The organism is Planococcus salinarum, assembly GCF_007004625.1.
GTDB lineage: Bacteria > Bacillota > Bacilli > Bacillales_A > Planococcaceae > Planococcus > Planococcus salinarum.
Genome location: NZ_VIFV01000011.1, coordinates 51976 through 68115 on the forward strand (window position 1 = coordinate 51976; position 16140 = coordinate 68115).

General features: G+C 46.6%; 19 protein-coding genes. 18 read left to right on the plus strand and 1 reads right to left on the minus strand.

The genetic code is table 11. The features are described from left to right. Positions 1-15: 15 nt before the first annotated feature. Positions 16-225, minus strand: coding sequence for a cold shock domain-containing protein (locus DIJ65_RS08320; RefSeq protein ID WP_117301224.1), 210 nt, complete (start codon positions 223-225; stop codon positions 16-18). A gap of 157 nt (positions 226-382) precedes the next feature. Between DIJ65_RS08320 and DIJ65_RS08325 the strand changes: the two genes are divergently transcribed. The 18 genes from DIJ65_RS08325 (at position 383) to DIJ65_RS08410 (ending at position 16085) form a co-directional block, all read left to right on the plus strand. Then, entirely contained in the window at positions 383-1018 is a 636-nt protein-coding gene (locus DIJ65_RS08325; protein ID WP_117301225.1) for an HD domain-containing protein, read from the plus strand. Beyond that, positions 1015-2898, plus strand: a complete 1884-nt coding sequence (locus tag DIJ65_RS08330; protein WP_117301227.1) for an ABC-F family ATP-binding cassette domain-containing protein — start codon at positions 1015-1017, stop codon at positions 2896-2898. Before DIJ65_RS08325 ends, DIJ65_RS08330 begins: the two co-directional genes overlap by 4 nt. Positions 2899-3015: 117 nt before the next feature. After that, positions 3016-4152, plus strand: coding sequence for a conserved virulence factor C family protein (locus DIJ65_RS08335; RefSeq protein WP_117301229.1), 1137 nt, complete (start codon positions 3016-3018; stop codon positions 4150-4152). Positions 4153-4312: 160 nt separating this feature from the next. Then, positions 4313-4612, plus strand: a complete 300-nt coding sequence (locus DIJ65_RS08340) for a hypothetical protein (protein WP_117301231.1) — start codon at positions 4313-4315, stop codon at positions 4610-4612. A gap of 101 nt (positions 4613-4713) precedes the next feature. Further along, a complete protein-coding gene (locus DIJ65_RS08345) occupies positions 4714-5148 on the plus strand; it encodes a BrxA/BrxB family bacilliredoxin (RefSeq protein ID WP_117301232.1) in 435 nt (144 codons plus the stop codon). Beyond that, complete coding sequence (locus DIJ65_RS08350; RefSeq protein WP_117301234.1) at positions 5148-5921, plus strand: class I SAM-dependent methyltransferase; 774 nt, start codon at positions 5148-5150, stop codon at positions 5919-5921. Before DIJ65_RS08345 ends, DIJ65_RS08350 begins: the two co-directional genes overlap by 1 nt. A gap of 712 nt (positions 5922-6633) precedes the next feature. Next, positions 6634-7227 (plus strand): YpjP family protein, encoded by a 594-nt coding sequence (locus DIJ65_RS08355; protein ID WP_117301235.1) that lies wholly within the window; start codon positions 6634-6636, stop codon positions 7225-7227. 324 nt (positions 7228-7551) lie between these two features. After that, the gene (locus DIJ65_RS08360) at positions 7552-8496 is read left to right on the plus strand and encodes a thymidylate synthase (protein ID WP_117301237.1); all 945 of its coding nucleotides are present in this window, start codon (positions 7552-7554) and stop codon (positions 8494-8496) included. An 11-nt stretch (positions 8497-8507) separates the two neighbouring features. Next, the gene (locus tag DIJ65_RS08365; RefSeq protein WP_117301238.1) at positions 8508-9005 is read left to right on the plus strand and encodes a dihydrofolate reductase; all 498 of its coding nucleotides are present in this window, start codon (positions 8508-8510) and stop codon (positions 9003-9005) included. Further along, positions 8998-9711 (plus strand): lysophospholipid acyltransferase family protein, encoded by a 714-nt coding sequence (locus DIJ65_RS08370; RefSeq protein WP_117301240.1) that lies wholly within the window; start codon positions 8998-9000, stop codon positions 9709-9711. The genes DIJ65_RS08365 and DIJ65_RS08370 overlap by 8 nt, the downstream gene beginning before the upstream one ends. A gap of 129 nt (positions 9712-9840) precedes the next feature. After that, positions 9841-10680 carry a DegV family protein gene (locus DIJ65_RS08375; protein WP_117301242.1) on the plus strand — a complete coding sequence of 280 codons (840 nt, stop codon included), beginning with the start codon at positions 9841-9843 and terminating at the stop codon, positions 10678-10680. A 320-nt stretch (positions 10681-11000) separates the two neighbouring features. After that, positions 11001-11804, plus strand: coding sequence for a GDSL-type esterase/lipase family protein (locus tag DIJ65_RS08380; protein WP_117301244.1), 804 nt, complete (start codon positions 11001-11003; stop codon positions 11802-11804). A 6-nt stretch (positions 11805-11810) separates the two neighbouring features. Further along, a complete protein-coding gene (locus tag DIJ65_RS08385; RefSeq protein WP_117301247.1) occupies positions 11811-12386 on the plus strand; it encodes a YpmS family protein in 576 nt (191 codons plus the stop codon). A 17-nt stretch (positions 12387-12403) separates the two neighbouring features. Beyond that, complete coding sequence (gene msrA, locus DIJ65_RS08390; RefSeq protein ID WP_117301249.1) at positions 12404-12934, plus strand: peptide-methionine (S)-S-oxide reductase MsrA; 531 nt, start codon at positions 12404-12406, stop codon at positions 12932-12934. Beyond that, positions 12931-13356 (plus strand): peptide-methionine (R)-S-oxide reductase MsrB, encoded by a 426-nt coding sequence (gene msrB / locus DIJ65_RS08395; protein ID WP_117301250.1) that lies wholly within the window; start codon positions 12931-12933, stop codon positions 13354-13356. The genes msrA and msrB overlap by 4 nt, the downstream gene beginning before the upstream one ends. 83 nt (positions 13357-13439) lie before the next feature. Next, positions 13440-13655 (plus strand): YozE family protein, encoded by a 216-nt coding sequence (locus DIJ65_RS08400; protein ID WP_117301252.1) that lies wholly within the window; start codon positions 13440-13442, stop codon positions 13653-13655. A 70-nt stretch (positions 13656-13725) separates the two neighbouring features. Further along, positions 13726-14430 (plus strand): purine-nucleoside phosphorylase, encoded by a 705-nt coding sequence (gene deoD / locus DIJ65_RS08405; RefSeq protein ID WP_117301254.1) that lies wholly within the window; start codon positions 13726-13728, stop codon positions 14428-14430. 110 nt (positions 14431-14540) lie between these two features. Next, the gene (locus DIJ65_RS08410) at positions 14541-16085 is read left to right on the plus strand and encodes a lmo1851 family serine protease (protein ID WP_117301255.1); all 1545 of its coding nucleotides are present in this window, start codon (positions 14541-14543) and stop codon (positions 16083-16085) included. Positions 16086-16140 lie beyond the last annotated feature (55 nt).

Here is a 16140-nt window from a genome sequence, read left to right on the forward strand (position 1 = left end):
TTCATGTTCTGAAATTTATTCTGCTTCCAGCTGACTTACGTTTGCGGCTTGTGGACCACGATTTCCATCAATAATCTCGAATGAGACGGGTTTGCCTTCCTGCAAAGTGCGAAAACCATCACCGTTGATTCCGGTAAAGTGGACGAATACATCGTCGCCATTATTATACTCAATAAAACCATAGCCTTTTTCCGTGTTAAACCATTTAACTATTCCCTGGTGCATGCACGTTCCCCCCTTGGTATTGAGTACTTTCGTGGTACCATTAATATAGTAGTAATGGATGGCTTATACTATACACGATGCTTATGAAACCGTCAATTTCGTAATCGGATGCCAAATATTACAGAGCTGATCAAATGCAAGGTTGGGAGCGAACAACATGACAAACCGAATCATCGATAACTGCAGGTCGCAAGTGAAAAGAATCTACGACACATTTGATGCGAGCCATGACTGGCAGCATATTGAACGGGTTCTTGGTAACGCAGAACGTATTATGGAGACGGAAAAGGCCGATCCGTTCCTCGTCGAACTGGCGGTTCTGCTCCATGATGTATCGGACCCGAAATACATGAAAAATGGGGAAGATCTTGAAAAGGAAATTCTGGAATCTTTAGGGGTTTCGGAAGAGCAAAGCAGTCAGATTGCACAAATCATCCGACAGGTTTCATTCAAGGGAGGCAACGGGGAAGAAGCTTCCAGCATTGAAGCGAGGGTAGTCCAGGATGCAGACCGGCTGGATGCAATCGGCGCAGTCGGGATAGCTCGTACGTTTGCCTATGGAGGAGCGAAAGGGCGAAATCTGTACGATTGGGAGGAAAAGCCAAGAAACGGAATGACGGAACAGCAATACCGGGAAGAGCCCACCAGCAGCGCTACGCACTTCTATGAGAAGCTTTTGCTGTTGAAAAACATGATGACGACGGAAACAGGGAAGCAAATAGCTGATGAACGACATCAATTTATGCTATCCTTTTTAGAGCAACTTAAAAAAGAAACGGATGGTAATGCATGAGCCACTTAAATATCACGAAACTTACGAAAACTGTTGGAGCGAAAACTTTATTCAAGGATGTCGAATTTTCATTGTATCCGGGAGACCGTGCCGGATTGATCGGAGTCAACGGAACAGGGAAATCGACTTTGATGTCAATAATCGCGGGGGAAATGGAAGCTGATTCAATTTCGATGGATCACCCGAAAAAATATGAAATCACGTATTTGAAGCAGGATCCTGAATTCGATGAATCACTGACCGTGCTGGAAACGGTTTTCTCGGGCGAGTCACCGATTCTTCAATTGAACCGGTCCTACGAAGAGGCCTTAAAAAATATGATGATTGACTCGAGTTCCACGGAACTGCAGGATGAATTGATGAAGATCCAGGAAGGCATGGAACGTGAAAATGCCTGGGACATCAATGCATTGGCAAAAACTGCGCTGATGAAACTCGGCATAGATATGTTCGATCAGTCGATCGGTGAATTATCAGGGGGCCAGCGCAAGCGTGTGGCACTGGCAAAAGCGCTTATTGAGCCGGCCGATCTGATTCTTCTGGATGAACCGACCAATCACCTGGATGCCATCTCCACCGAATGGCTGCAGGAAACGTTGCTGCGCATGAATTCCGCAATGCTGTTTGTGACGCATGACCGTTATTTCCTGGATGCAGTCTCCACACATATTTTTGAAATCGCCGACCAGACGATGTATACCCATAAAGGGAATTACGGGGATTACCTGGAAAACCGTGCGATGCGCGAAGAAATGGCTGCCGCGTCTCAGCAGAAGCTGGAAAACCGCTTCCGCTCGGAACTGAAATGGATCCGCCGTGGAGCGAAAGCGCGTTCGACAAAACAAAAAGCCAGAATCCAGCGCTTTGACGAAATAAAAGAAAATGTCCAAAAAGAAAACGACCATACTTCGCTTGAGTTGTCGATGCAGAGCCAGCGCCTCGGCAAGAAAATCATTGAAGGCGAAAATGTCGGCATGTCGTTCGGCGACAAGCAGATTTTCACTGGTTTTGATTTCCTGCTGCAGGGAGGCGACCGCATCGGTATCGTCGGCCCGAACGGAGCGGGGAAATCCACCCTTATGAAATTGATTGCGGGGGAATATGAACCGACCGAAGGCAAGCTCGAATACGGCAGTACCGTAAAAATTGCCCACTTCACGCAGCATCTGCCGGAAATGAACGAATCCCAGCGGATGATTGAGTATATTCAGGAAATTTCCAATGATTACGAAGCGGAAAAAGGGGTCCGACTGTCCGCTACCCAAATGCTCGAACGCTTTCTTTTTCCTTCAAATGGCCACGGCACGCAAATCGGCAAACTCTCGGGCGGAGAGCGGAAGCGTCTCTATCTGTTGAAACTATTGATGGAACAGCCGAATATCCTGCTTCTTGACGAGCCGACAAATGATCTCGATATCCAGACATTGGGTGTTCTGGAAGACTTCCTTGAGAATTTCCCGGGTGTTGTGCTGACGATTTCGCATGACCGTTTCTTCCTTGACCGCATTGCCCATAAATTATGGACAACCGGAACGGGCAGAATTGAAGAATACCAGGGCCTCTACTCTGAATTCATCAAGGAAAAGCCGGGGATTTTAACGGAAAACAAAAAAATACCGGTGGAAGCATTAAAGCCGGAAAAAACGGTGGCAGAACCGAAGAAAAAGATGACGTATAAAGAGCAGCAGGAATATGACACGATTCTGGAGGATATTTCTTCTCTGGAATCGAAGATCGAAGAACGCGAAAAAGCAATTTCCGCAGCCGGTGCGGATTATGATAAACTGCGCACGCTGACAGCGGAAGTTGATGAATTGACGAAACAATACGATACGAAACTCGAACGCTGGACATACCTCCAGGAAATTGCTGAAGCATAAAGTTACTGCATAAATTGAATTAAAAAATCAGTACTAATCCAATGCTTCGGCGCAGGTTTGCGGAATATCGGCTACCATGGATTATTAGTTCTACTGTTATAATAGGAGGGATTTTTAGTGAAGATCAAAACGATTGAACCTACACCAAGCCCGAATACGATGAAAGTGATTATAGATCAGGAATTGCCGTTTGGTAAAAGCCATAACTACAGCCAAAGTAAACTCGAAGGGGCGCCGACTGAAATCCGGGATATCCTGGCAATCGAAGGTGTCAAAGGCGTATACCATGTGGCCGATTTTCTGGCAGTGGAACGCATAGCAGCCAAATTCGGCTGGGAGAATATTCTGGCTGACGTCAGACGGGCTCTTGGCGAAGACGGAGGAAACACTGAGCAGGAAGTCGACTTGGATGAACACTTCGGGGAAGTTTATGTCCATGTGCAGGAATTCAAAGGCATTCCTTTGCAGGTCAAGGTTTTTGACAATAGCTCAGAGGAACGCTTTGGCATGCCGGAACGGTTTGTGACAGCGATGAGCATTGTCATGGACCCGACTGAAGAGAACTACCTGCTGCAGCGCAAATGGGCTGATTACGGTGTCCGATACGGGGAAAAAGATGAAATCGGCCACAGTGTTGTCGAAGAAATTGAAGCGGCTTATCCACAGGAACGGCTCGACGCATTGACACAAACAAAAGATGCTGAAAAACAGGAAGCCGTTTCACGCGGCCGCAAAGTGACGGCAGAGGAGTTTGATGCGCCGGAATGGGAAACGCGTTTCCAATTGCTTGACCAGATGATCGAAGCCGATCTGGATGATCTTCCTTTGCTGGACAAAGCGCTGGATGACGACAAGATGTCGATTCGCCGCCAGGCTGCAATCTATCTCGGAGATATCGACGACAAAGCGGTGGTCCCGTTTATCGAACGGGCGATGAAAGACAAAGGCTGGGCCGTTCGCAGGACTGCCGGAGACACAATCAGTGATTTGGGCTTTGAAGAATTCGAACCGATCATGATTGAAACCCTGAAAGACAAAAACAAGCTGGTACGCTGGCGTGCAGCAATGTTCCTCTATGAAACGGGAACAGCAGCTGCGCTGCCTGCGCTTCACGAGGCCGAAAATGATCCGGAATTTGAAGTGAAACTTCAAGTGAGAATGGCAATTGCCAGAATTGAGCAGGGCGAAGAAGCGGAAGGTTCCGTCTGGAAGCAGATGACCGAAGCTCGCCAGGCAATGAAGGGCCAACAATAATTTTAACGAACCATAGAAACCAGCGGCATTTGGAGCCGCTGGTTATTTTTTGTCCTTATTGAATTTGATTGGCAAACGGAATGTTTCCGAGAGTACAGAAAGAGGTATTACCTTCTGAAACGGCTTTTATTAGATTCGGAATTTTAAGGAGGGGTTTGTGATGGAAGAAAACATCTTTTCAATCGAAATTATCAGCCAGGGAAAATACGAATCATGGGAATTCAGGAACGAAGAGGCACGGGACGAACTTTTCAGGAAAATTACGGAGCGTTTCAGCGAGTACGCCATTGCCGATAAAAGTGACGATGTCGACGATTCCCGCATTTTGCAATTGTCAGCGACCAGCCTGAAACTTAAGGAAGACGGGAAAGTCGATCAACAGGTGCCTTATGAATGGTATGAATCCGATCAATTCGAAAAGCTTCTCGAGTACATCAATAATGAATATCGAAAATATTGATAGCCTGTAATGCATGAAATCACCTGGAGGTTCAGTTAGAATAGAGTCAAGGAACTCCCTGCTGAAATCGGAGAGTATTAAAAACTAAGGTGGTTAGATATATGAATGCATACGATGAGTATATGAAAGGCATTGTAACACCAATGCGCAAGGAATTGACGAATCATGGTTTCAAGGAATTACTGACTGCAGAGGAAGTAAATGACCATATCAGCAAAGCGGAAGGAACGACAGTAGCTGTCATTAATTCGGTTTGTGGCTGTGCTGCCGGCCTTGCACGTCCAGGAGTTATCGAGGCGCTGAACAAAACAGCAGCAAAACCGGACCATCTGGTGACAGTTTTTGCCGGCCAGGATAAAGAAGCAACTGCGCAGATGCGCAGTTATTTCGAAGATGTCCCCCCATCATCGCCTTCAATCGCGGTATTGAAGGACGGCAAGCTTGCCTATATCATCCCGCGCGAGAAGATTGAAGACCATTCAGTCGAAGATATCCGCGACCACCTGGTGCAAGCGTTGGAACAGGCAGCTCAATAATGAAAACGATCGTCACCACAGCATACCGGCCCACTGCAGCCATTATTGCAGAAACTGGCAGGGTTGGTAGAGAGCTGGATATCCGTTTCATTGACCGCAAAAAACGTTCAATCGAGAAGATGCACAGCGATGAAGAATCGGATATCCTCGTGGTTTCGAAAGAACGGCTTGAGTTTTACCCCATGGGTAAAGCGGAGCCGTTCTTTTTTCACCCGAATTCAGCGGCATTCCGTACAAAACGCCCGTTGGAAAGAGATCCGCTTATTGAAGTTTCTGGTCTCGAAAAAGGAGACAGCTTCCTTGACTGCACTCTCGGAATGGCTTCAGACGCCATCACTGCCTCGCAGCACGTCGGACCGGAAGGGAAGGTCGTCGGCTGCGAAAGCAACCCGAACATTGCCTATATCATCAGAAGCGGCCTTCAGCGGTACTCCACGATGCCGCACCTGACAGATGCCATGAACCGGATCGACGTCCATGCGATGGATTCCATTGCGTATCTGAAAAAGCTGGAGAGCAATTCTTTCGATGTCATCTATATGGATCCAATGTTTACAGAAAAAATAGAGGAATCCTCAAATTTCACACCTGTTCGCAGCAGCGCCGATATGGGCCAGCTGACGGAGGAATGGGTGACAGAAGCGAAAAGGGCCGCAAAAAAAGCAGTTGTGCTGAAAGCCCATTTCCGCTCACAGGATTTCGAGAAATTCGGTTTTACCCGGCGCGTCCGGCCGAATACGAAATTCCATTACGGTGCCATAAAACTTTCTTGAATGACAAAAGCCCCTCCGGCTATGCTGGAGGGGCTTTCCAGTTTGTTGAGAAAGAAAAGTATGCAATCGATATTCCGCAAAACAGCTTCGCTTGCCTGGGGGCTCGCGCTGAGCTAACTCGGTCTCGTTGCACTTCGTCCGAGTGGATCTCAGCACTTCGCTTGGTCCCCTGGGCGTCTGCGCTGTTTTGCTCCATATCACCAATCACTTTCAATATAGGATATTCATTTCAGCTATTTTATAGTATTGAAGTAAATCCTATATTCCCGAACAGAATCAGAGTGAAGTGACAGACGGCGACTCCTGCGGGAACAGCGCGAGCTGAAGACCCCACAGGAGCGCAAGCGACGAGGAGGCTGAAGCCGTGCCCGCGGAAAGCATCCGTCTAGAACGTAATGATTATAGAAGATTATAGAAGTTGATGGTTTCTCGACAGCCTGAAAAGCCCCCCAGCTATGCTGGAGGGGCTTTCATAGAGCGAAAATATTAATCGGTGAAGCTTAATGATGTCAAGTACCCGAGCATTAGCAGGAGACCTAGGCCGATAAGGATCGATGCATCCATGAAAAATTCCTCCTTTTTCAAAAAAAAACAGCGCGTATTTACTGTTTTTATTGTACAATGAATTTCAAGAAGATGAAACCTTTACCAATATAATTCGTATAATTAAACACAGTTGTTTAAAAATTGTCCGAAATTGAAGGTGATTGAGATGAAGAATTGGTGGCAAAAGTCGATTGTGATTGCAGTTGCTGTCCTTAGTCTCGGCATGATTCCTCCCAACCATACCATCTGGGAAAATCTGCTGGAAGAAAAGGCGGAGCTCAAGACGCAGGAAGTAAAAAGTCCGAATGCTCAAATTACATATGATTGGCTGGATCCCTCGGAATTCTATTATAATAATCCAACCATACTCGACACAGTGCACCAGACTGCCGAAGAGCAGGCGTACATGAAATTCGGTTCGCGTATTGGTCCTGTTATCGAGGATGAATTCAAAAATGCCATTTTGCCGAATATTCAACAGGCGATTGATCTGCATCTTGCACAAGTCGATTCAGACAGCTTGCGCAGACTTGCGATTTCGCAGAAACCTTCCGGTGAGCATTCTGAGAAAATATTCCACATTTATGATACTGAAACGAATAAGGATAAAATCCGCTTCCATGTCCGGACCGAGAAGAAGCCGCAGGAAGGCTATTACTTCAATTTCCATTACCATTTGGAAGAAGATGATTTCCAGCAGCATATTACCCTTGGAGATATTTACTGGTCAAAAAACACACCTCCAAAATGGCTGTCTTAATAGAAGAATAGTGATAAAAAAGTGAAACAGCCGAAAATTGCGGCTGTTTTTTTCTTCTTTACAAGAGTTTTATAATCTAAGGTATATTTATACAAGTTAAACTAATAGACTATGGCAGCCGCTATTCCGCAAAACAGTTCCTAAGACAAGTAGCCGACGTATATGAGGCTAAGTCTTTGCGACGAGCTTGCGCAGGATCATAGTCTCTACACTTCACCATAGCGCCGAAACGGTATGATGAATGAAGTTCTTTGGTTCAACTTATATGGCTGTATAAATTCAGTAATTTTCGTTATGATTAAACCTACAATGGAGGCGAATGATATGAAACAATATTTGGATCTGTGCGAACATATACTGGACAACGGTACAAAAAAAGAAGACCGGACAGGAACTGGGACATTGAGTGTTTTCGGTTACCAGATGCGCTACAATCTTGCTGAAGGATTCCCGCTGATGACGACGAAAAAGACTGCATTCCGTCTCATCGTTTCTGAACTCCTGTGGTTTATCCAAGGAGATACGAATGTAAAAACGCTGATTGCCGAAAACAATCACATCTGGGACGAATGGGCTTTCGGGCAATGGGTTTCCAGCCAAGAATATGATGGCCCTGACATGACCGATTTCGGACGCCGTGCACAAAAAGATGAGCAATTTGCCGTTCTTTACAAACACGAAATGGCGAAATTCCAGGTAAGAATTCTTGAGGACGAGGAATTCGCTGAAAAGTATGGCGATCTGGGACCGGTTTACGGCAAACAGTGGCGCTCCTGGCAGACGACTACCGGCGATACGATTGACCAATTGAAAAATGTGATCGAATCCATTAAAAAGAATCCTGACTCAAGGCGCCACCTGGTGACGGCGTGGAATCCGGAATTTGTCGAAGATATGGCGTTGCCGCCTTGCCACATCATGTTTCAATTCTATGTCGCTGACGGAAAATTGTCGTGCCAGCTTTACCAGCGCAGCGCCGATGTTTTTCTGGGAGTGCCATTCAATATCGCTTCCTACGCACTGCTGACACATCTGATTGCACGGGAATGTGGTTTGGAAGTCGGGGATTTTGTGCATACAACAGGAGACACCCATCTTTACGTGAATCACCTCGATCAAGTGAACGAGCAGCTCAGCCGAACACCGAAAAAATTGCCGACATTAAAGGTCAATGAAGACGTCGAATCAATTTTTGAACTTACAATAAACGATATCAGTATAGAAGGTTATGACCCGCATCCGCGGATTTCAGCACCTGTCGCTGTCTAGGAGGAACATTCATGATTTCATTAATGGTTGCCCATGACCCGAAACATGTCATCGGCAGAGACAATCAACTGCCGTGGCACATACCGGAAGATCTTGCCTACTTTAAGAAACACACAGTCGGCAAAGGGATTGTCATGGGAAGAAATACGTTTGAATCCATCGGCCGCCCCTTGCCGAAACGGAGAAATATTGTGGTTACCCGCAACAAAGACCTGCAGATCGAAGGAGCCGACGTGGTGCATTCCCTGGAAACTGCTGTCCGCCTCGCTGAAGAATTTCACGAAGAAGTGATGATCATCGGAGGGGAACAGATTTTCAGGAGTATCCTCCCACAGGCAGATCGACTGTATATCACGTTAATCCACAAGGAGTTTGAAGGGGACACTTTCTTCCCCGACTATGGACAGGGATGGGAGCTTGTTTCAGAATCCGAACGTTTTGAATCCGACGGCATCCCTTTCAGCTATTTGATTTTTGAACGGCAATTCGGAGGAGCAGACAATGCTTAGTTCAATCCGGACTTTTTCTTTTCTGTTCGGTTATTTGCCGGTGGCAGCGTTGAAGCTCCAACGATTCCAAAAACAAAAGCCTCATATGACCACTGAAGAGTATGATGAACTGATCCATACAGAGCCAAGGAAATGGGCTTCCGGCATTATGAAGCGCACTAAAAGTGAAGTTGCGGTGGAAGGACTGCACCTTTTGCCGGAAGGGCCGGTTCTGCTTGTCAGTAACCATGAGGGGAATTTTGACATTCCGGTCATTCTATCCAGCCTTCCGAAACCGTTCGGCTTCATATCAAAAAAAGAAGTGAAGAAGTTTCCCGTGATTCCGACATATATGGAAGATATGAATTGCGTCTTCATCGACCGCACCGATCGTAGAAGTGCTTTGAAATCGATCGGTGAGACGGCCGAAAAGCTGAAACAGGGGCATTCGATTCTGATTTTTCCTGAAGGGACGCGCAGCAAAGGAGAGGCCCTCGGGGAATTCAAAGCCGGTTTTATGCGCATTGCGGTTGATGCCCAAGTGCCGATTGTACCGATTGCGATAAAAGGTACGGCCAATATAATGGAGAAAAATAATAACCAAATAAAACCGGCTGACGTATTGCTCCGGATACTCTCTCCAATCCCGCCTGAAGTATTTACCGGCTTGCCTTCAAAAGAAGGGATCAAGCTTGTCCGGAACGCAATTGAACAGGCGCTCGACTGACAGGGGCAGCAGTCTGAAACAAGCACTTTGTTCTTTGTTGACCGGTGTCTGAAGAACGTATTATTTGCTAAGGCACGTATATATTTTTAAAATAGGGAATAAGGTATATAACTAGAAGGAAGTGATTTCATGTCAAGGATTCACATAGTGACGGATTCGACTTCGGATCTTCGTCCGGAAGTATTAAAGGAATATGGCGTGCATATGGTGCCGTTGTCCATACAAATTGGCGATAAAACATATTTGGACCGGGTCGATCTTGAGCCGGAATCGTTTCTGGAGCTGATGGAAAAGTCGGAAGAGCTGCCGAAAAGTTCGCAGCCGGCCCCCGGCGTCTTTAAAGAACTTTACGATGAACTCGGAAAAGACGGCGATCAGATATTGTCAATCCATATGACTGGCGGAATGAGCGGGACAGTCGAATCGGCCCGCGCAGCTGCAGATTTAACTGAGGCAGATGTTACGGTGATTGATTCCCGTTATATTTCCTACGCCCTATCCTTCCAGGTAATTGAAGCTGCGGAAATGGCGCGTGCCGGCCGTCCGATGGAGGAAATAGTAGCGAAGGTGGAGGGTATCAGAAGCAAAACCAAGCTATACGTTGTGCTTGACACCCTGGATAATATGGTGAAAGGTGGACGGATAGGAAAAGGCCGTGCGCTGGTCGGCTCAATTATGAAGATAAAACCGATTGCTTCACTGGATGACGGTGAATATACACCGGTGTTAAAAGCGCGCAGCCATAAAAAAGTTGTCGATTTTCTGTTTGAAGACTTTATCGAACGGACAAAAGGAAAGAATGTCAAAGGGGTCGGTTTGGTCCATGCCAACGGATTGGCGATGGCAGAGCCATTAAAGGAGCGTATTATTGAATCAGGATATACAGACATCAAATACGATTTCACCACACCGGTCATTTCAACACATACGGGCATCGGCGCAATCGGTTTCATGTTCTATACGGATTGAGTAGAAAAGCGCAAGCGCCCGTTCAGCTCTGAAAGGCATAAGACGGAACAGCGAAGCGGCGTTCTTTGCCGCATAGTCTCGAAATGCGGAAACGGCCGTTCAGCTCCGAAAGGCTTAAGATGAACTTCCGAAGCGGCGCCCTTTGCCGTATAGGAAGGACAGCTTAAGACCAAGGAGTTGGCCGTTGGAGCCTGGACACTGGACCGGCTTATGACCCGAAGAGCTGGGCCGCTGGAGTCTGGACAACAAGGAAAAGCGCAAGCGCCCGTTAAACGATTGACACTGGAAACAGTTCTCATAACAGTAAAGGAGAGAAAAGAGTGAAACGCATCCTGTTTATCATAGTAATGGCCACAGTTTTATTAGCGGGATGCAGTTCCTCTTTTATTTTCGGCAAAGACGAAGCCACCCCACGGGTACAGACGGCATTTGCCGGTTATCAGGTACCGCCGAACTTTATTCCCCAAACATTGATTATCACCGCCCTGGGAGATTCGCTTTCCCAGGGGGTGGGGGACGAAGATAACAGAGGAGGGTATGTGGGCCGGCTGACATCCCAAATCAGGGAGTGGCCCGGTGTCGTCGGTGCGGTTGTTGAAAATACAGCCAAACGCGGACGGCGCAGTGACCAATTATTGTCCATGTTCCAGAAGGGTGAATTGACAGGGCCGGTTTCCGAAGCCGATTATATTGTGATGACAATCGGCGGCAATGATATCATGCGTATCGTAAAAAGGGATCTTTTTAACCTGAACCTTGCAGCTTTTTCAGAAGAATTGCTCCTCTATGAGAACCGCTATCAGAACATCTATTCCACGATTCGTTCAATGAACCCTCAGGCTCCGCTGATTATGGTCGGGGTGTACAATCCCTTCTCGCTGATTACGGATGAAATCCAGGAATTCGATGAAATAATGGCAGCTTATAACGATACGATGGAAGAGACATTGGCGGAAGATCCCCAGGCCTGTTTTGTGCCGGTCCAGGATCTTTTTGAAGGCAATGACAATCTTGTGTATCACACGGATTTCTTTCATCCCAACGGCAACGGGTACGATTTAATGACAGAACGAATCTTGGAACGCATGGAAGAGTGCGGCATGATATTTGAAGACAGGGGTTGAGGGTATATGAAGTTATGGCGGTCAGCATTTATTGTGCTACTGGCTGTTAATATATTATTTTTAATTGCTTTTGTGTTTTATGTAACTATTCCTGCAGAGGATCACATCAGCTATGAAGCTGAAGAAAGCGCAGTTGCCGAGGGCAATACTGTCACAGTAAGAACCTCCAAAGCCGATTTCGAAGGCATTGCCAATACGTATATCCAGGATGCGATGAAGGACCAGCCGATGCCGCTGACGTTATCTGTAAACGACGATGTATCACTGTCAACGGAATTGAAGGTATTTTCGATGACACTGCCGATTCTGCTGAGTTTTGAACCGTATGTGCAGGAAGATGGGAATTTGTTGCTGGAGCAGAAATCGGTCAATGTCGGAATGCTCGACATTCCGCCTGAGTCTGCATTGAAACTATTGCGCGATTCTGTCACATTGCCGGAATTCATGGAAGTCAATCCGGGCGCGGAGGAAATTCTTTTGCGTCTTTCCGATATCCCGCTGGACGACGGCATCAGCGTAAGAGCTGAATCATTTAATCTTGAAGAAGACGATATACGATTGCGAGTCACCATTAGCCAATAAGGAAGAGGTGCAGGAATATGAAAATCGAAAAAGCGACTTTTGCAGGAGGCTGTTTTTGGTGTATGGTCAAACCTTTCGACAGTCTTCCGGGCATTGAATCAATTGTCAGCGGCTATACCGGCGGAGACCTTAAGAATCCGACATACGAACAAGTCTGCACAAACAAAACCGGCCATAAAGAGGCAGTGGAGATCGAATTCCAACCGGACATCTACCCTTATGAAAAACTGCTCGAGGTATTTTGGTCCCAGATAGATCCGACCGATGCGGGCGGACAATTCTTTGACCGCGGTTCGTCTTATGCTCCGGCCATTTTTTATCATTCGGAAGAGCAACGCGAAGCGGCCGAACAGTCGAAAAAGGAGCTGGATCAGTCCGGTAAGTTTGATAAACCGGTGGTAACGCCTATACTTGAGGCCAAGCCATTCTATCTGGCTGAAACCTATCATCAGGATTATTACAAAAAAAACCCGGCGCATTACGAACGATACTCTGTCGGTTCTGGCAGAGCCGCTTTTATTCAAAAAAATTGGGGTGATCGGACATGAAGGAAGATTTGAAGAAGAAACTAACGCCGATGCAATATCATGTGACACAGGAAAGTGGCACTGAGCCGCCATTCCAGGGGGAATATGACAAGCATTTTGAAGACGGTATTTATGTAGATATCGTTTCAGGAAAACCGCTGTTCAGTTCAAAGGATAAATTCGACGCCCATTGCGGATGGCCGAGTTTCGCCAAGCCCATCGAAACGGAAGAAGTGAAAGAAAGTTTTGATACGAGCCACGGAATGCGCCGCACAGAAGTGCGCTCTGCATCAGCTGATTCGCATCTCGGACATCTTTTCCCTGATGGACCATCGGAATTGGGTGGCTTGCGTTATTGCATAAATTCCGCAGCCCTGCGCTTTGTGCCGAAGGAAGACCTTGAAAAAGAAGGGTATTCCGAATACAAGGAGCTTTTCGAATAATTTAGAACGCAATTAAAAATTACATCACCCCGGGCCGCTTGTCCGGGGTTTTAAATTTGATTGGAGGAGTGGGTCCGACAAGTATGGAAAAATCTTTTTATCATTTTGCGCTGTCATACCGTGGAAAGACCGATGCCGATGACTATTCGCGTTTTGCCGACGCCATGTTTCTGGACCATGACTTTCCAAAAACAGCAAGGGACTTCGAAAAGATTTCACGTTATCTCGAAGAACATGCGCATCCTGTCATGAAAGCATCCGTGTTCGATGAAATGTGGGAAGAATACACAAGTTATTAGTGCTCTTCATTGCACTCAACAGCAAAAAACAGTATGATTAGTACGACTAAAATAAAGTGAGGTTTTATTTATGAGTGTTCATATTAATGCTAAAAAAGGCGATATCGCCGATACGATCCTTCTTCCGGGAGACCCGTTGCGTGCAAAATATATCGCAGAAACGTTCCTGGAAGATGTAACTTTGTACAATGAAGTAAGAAACATGTTTGGCTATACGGGAACGTATAAAGGCAAACGCATTTCTGTGCAGGGCACTGGGATGGGAGTTCCTTCCATCTCCATCTACACGACAGAATTGATGGCTGAGTATGATGTGAAGAAATTGATCCGTGTCGGTACTTGCGGATCCATCCACAAAGATGTGAAAGTGCGCGACGTGATTTTGGCTCAAAGCGCTTCCACTGATTCAAACATGAATGCCATCATCTTCGGCAATGTCACGTACGCTCCAACCGCTGATTTCGGCTTATTGCTGAAAGCCTACAATGCAGGAGTAGAAAAAGGCCTGAACTTGCGTGTCGGAAACGTCTTCACGGAAGATGTCTTCTACAATGACCACGCAGAGCACGAAAAATGGGCGCAGTACGGTGTGCTTGCCCTTGAAATGGAATCATCGGCACTTTACACGCTTGCCGCCAAGTTCGGAGCACAGGCTTTATCGATTCTCACAGTGAGTGATCACCTGCTGACTGGAGAAGTGACTTCCGCCGAAGAACGCCAAACCACTTTCAACGAAATGATCATCGTTGCATTGGAAGCGGCAATCCAGGACTAAACCAAATCTCCAAAAGAAAACAGAGACTGTCCATACAGTCTTTTTTTCGAATATTGAAGTCCGGCTAAAAGAATGCTGATCTGCCGGCAATTATGAAAGTGGTGAAATGAATGGATGAAAAACATCCTAAAGAGGGAAATGAACAATTGCCACCCGCAGAAGAATCAAGAGGGCATTATATTCGATTGAAAACTTTTTCTTTCATTATGATGGTGGTTGTGCTGATATTGGCCACGGCCGGATTGACAGTTTTTGCTTTGACCTTCGGCGATGAGAAGGCGGTTGAAGTGAATTCGCCGGAACGCCGGGAATTCCAAAAACTTTATACCGCCTATGATGAAATCCAGAACAAATATTACGAAGACGTTGATCGCGAAGAATTGATCAATGGTGCCATCGACGGCATGGTCGAGTCACTTGACGATCCGTATTCGGATTACATGAATGAAAAAGAAGCCTCCCAATTTATGGAAGGAATCTCTTCGAGTTTTGAAGGAATCGGGGCAGAAGTCCAGGAACGCAACGGATATATAACGGTTGTTTCACCGATCAAGAATTCTCCGGCTGAAAAAGCGGGGGTTCAGCCCAACGACCAGATTATAGCGGTTGATGGGGAAAGCATCCAGGGCTTCAGTACGACTGAAGCGGTTATGCTGATCCGTGGGGAGAAAGGGACCGAAGTCACTTTAACGATTGTCCGCGGGGACTTGGATGATCCGATCGACGTTACAATCGTCCGGGACGAAATTCCGATTGAGACGGTATATTCAGAAATGATCGGCGATAATGTAGCGCATATCCAAATCACCAGCTTTTCTCAGGAAACGTTCAACGAACTGGAGACTGCCATCGCTGATATGAAAGAAGAAGGCATGGAAGCAATGATTATTGATGTCCGCCAGAATCCGGGTGGATTATTGCAATCTGCACTCGATATCTCCAACCTCTTCATTGAAGAGGGCGAAGAAATGTTCGAGGTCCAGGCAAAAGGGCTTGAGCCTGAAATTTACCTGGCCACAGAAAGCGATAAAGTTGAGATACCCGTGACTTTATTGATCGATGGAGGCAGCGCATCAGCTTCGGAAATTCTCGCAGGGGCGATGAGCGAATCCGCAGGTATCCAACTTGTCGGGGAAACCACTTTCGGTAAAGGGACTGTACAGACAGCCAATGACCTGGCCGACGGTTCAAACCTGAAATTCACGACAGCCAAATGGCTTACGCCGGACGGCAATTGGATCCATGAAAAAGGGATCGAGCCGGATGTCGAAGTTGCTTATCCCGAATATGCCTCATTGCCATTCATAGATGCTTCACTTGAATTGAAAGACGGAACGATTTCAGAACAGGTGCGTACAGCTGAAAAAATGCTGGAGGCATTGGAATATGAAGTCGGAGAAGTCGATGGAGTGTTTGAAGAAGAGATGGAGAAAGCAGTTGAAAACTTCCAGGAAGATCAGGAGCTTGAAGTTACAGGCGTCCTGACGGGCGACAGCCTTTTTGCTCTAATGGATGAGCTGCGTGCAAAAATTGAAGAAGATGACCCGATGCTTCTTGAAGCCAAGAATCTTATCATGGAAGAAGCCGGCATCGAAGCTTCAACTCCAGAAACAGAAGAAGAGGCTGCAGAAACAGAAGAAGATACAGAAGAATAAGGCAAAAAGGTCCGCGGAAGCGGACCTTTTCTTTAGGTATCTATAGATGGAGTTA

Coding starts and splice junctions, on each gene's coding strand:
- deoD (WP_117301254.1), top strand. CDS start 13,726: ATGAGTGTTCATATTAATGCTAAAAAAGGCGATATCGCCGATACGATC.
- DIJ65_RS08320 (WP_117301224.1), bottom strand. CDS start 225: ATGCACCAGGGAATAGTTAAATGGTTTAACACGGAAAAAGGCTATGGT.
- DIJ65_RS08355 (WP_117301235.1), top strand. CDS start 6,634: ATGAAGAATTGGTGGCAAAAGTCGATTGTGATTGCAGTTGCTGTCCTT.
- DIJ65_RS08340 (WP_117301231.1), top strand. CDS start 4,313: ATGGAAGAAAACATCTTTTCAATCGAAATTATCAGCCAGGGAAAATAC.
- DIJ65_RS08365 (WP_117301238.1), top strand. CDS start 8,508: ATGATTTCATTAATGGTTGCCCATGACCCGAAACATGTCATCGGCAGA.
- msrA (WP_117301249.1), top strand. CDS start 12,404: ATGAAAATCGAAAAAGCGACTTTTGCAGGAGGCTGTTTTTGGTGTATG.
- DIJ65_RS08410 (WP_117301255.1), top strand. CDS start 14,541: ATGGATGAAAAACATCCTAAAGAGGGAAATGAACAATTGCCACCCGCA.
- msrB (WP_117301250.1), top strand. CDS start 12,931: ATGAAGGAAGATTTGAAGAAGAAACTAACGCCGATGCAATATCATGTG.
- DIJ65_RS08360 (WP_117301237.1), top strand. CDS start 7,552: ATGAAACAATATTTGGATCTGTGCGAACATATACTGGACAACGGTACA.
- DIJ65_RS08350 (WP_117301234.1), top strand. CDS start 5,148: ATGAAAACGATCGTCACCACAGCATACCGGCCCACTGCAGCCATTATT.
- DIJ65_RS08370 (WP_117301240.1), top strand. CDS start 8,998: ATGCTTAGTTCAATCCGGACTTTTTCTTTTCTGTTCGGTTATTTGCCG.
- DIJ65_RS08400 (WP_117301252.1), top strand. CDS start 13,440: ATGGAAAAATCTTTTTATCATTTTGCGCTGTCATACCGTGGAAAGACC.
- DIJ65_RS08385 (WP_117301247.1), top strand. CDS start 11,811: ATGAAGTTATGGCGGTCAGCATTTATTGTGCTACTGGCTGTTAATATA.
- DIJ65_RS08325 (WP_117301225.1), top strand. CDS start 383: ATGACAAACCGAATCATCGATAACTGCAGGTCGCAAGTGAAAAGAATC.
- DIJ65_RS08330 (WP_117301227.1), top strand. CDS start 1,015: ATGAGCCACTTAAATATCACGAAACTTACGAAAACTGTTGGAGCGAAA.
- DIJ65_RS08375 (WP_117301242.1), top strand. CDS start 9,841: ATGTCAAGGATTCACATAGTGACGGATTCGACTTCGGATCTTCGTCCG.
- DIJ65_RS08345 (WP_117301232.1), top strand. CDS start 4,714: ATGAATGCATACGATGAGTATATGAAAGGCATTGTAACACCAATGCGC.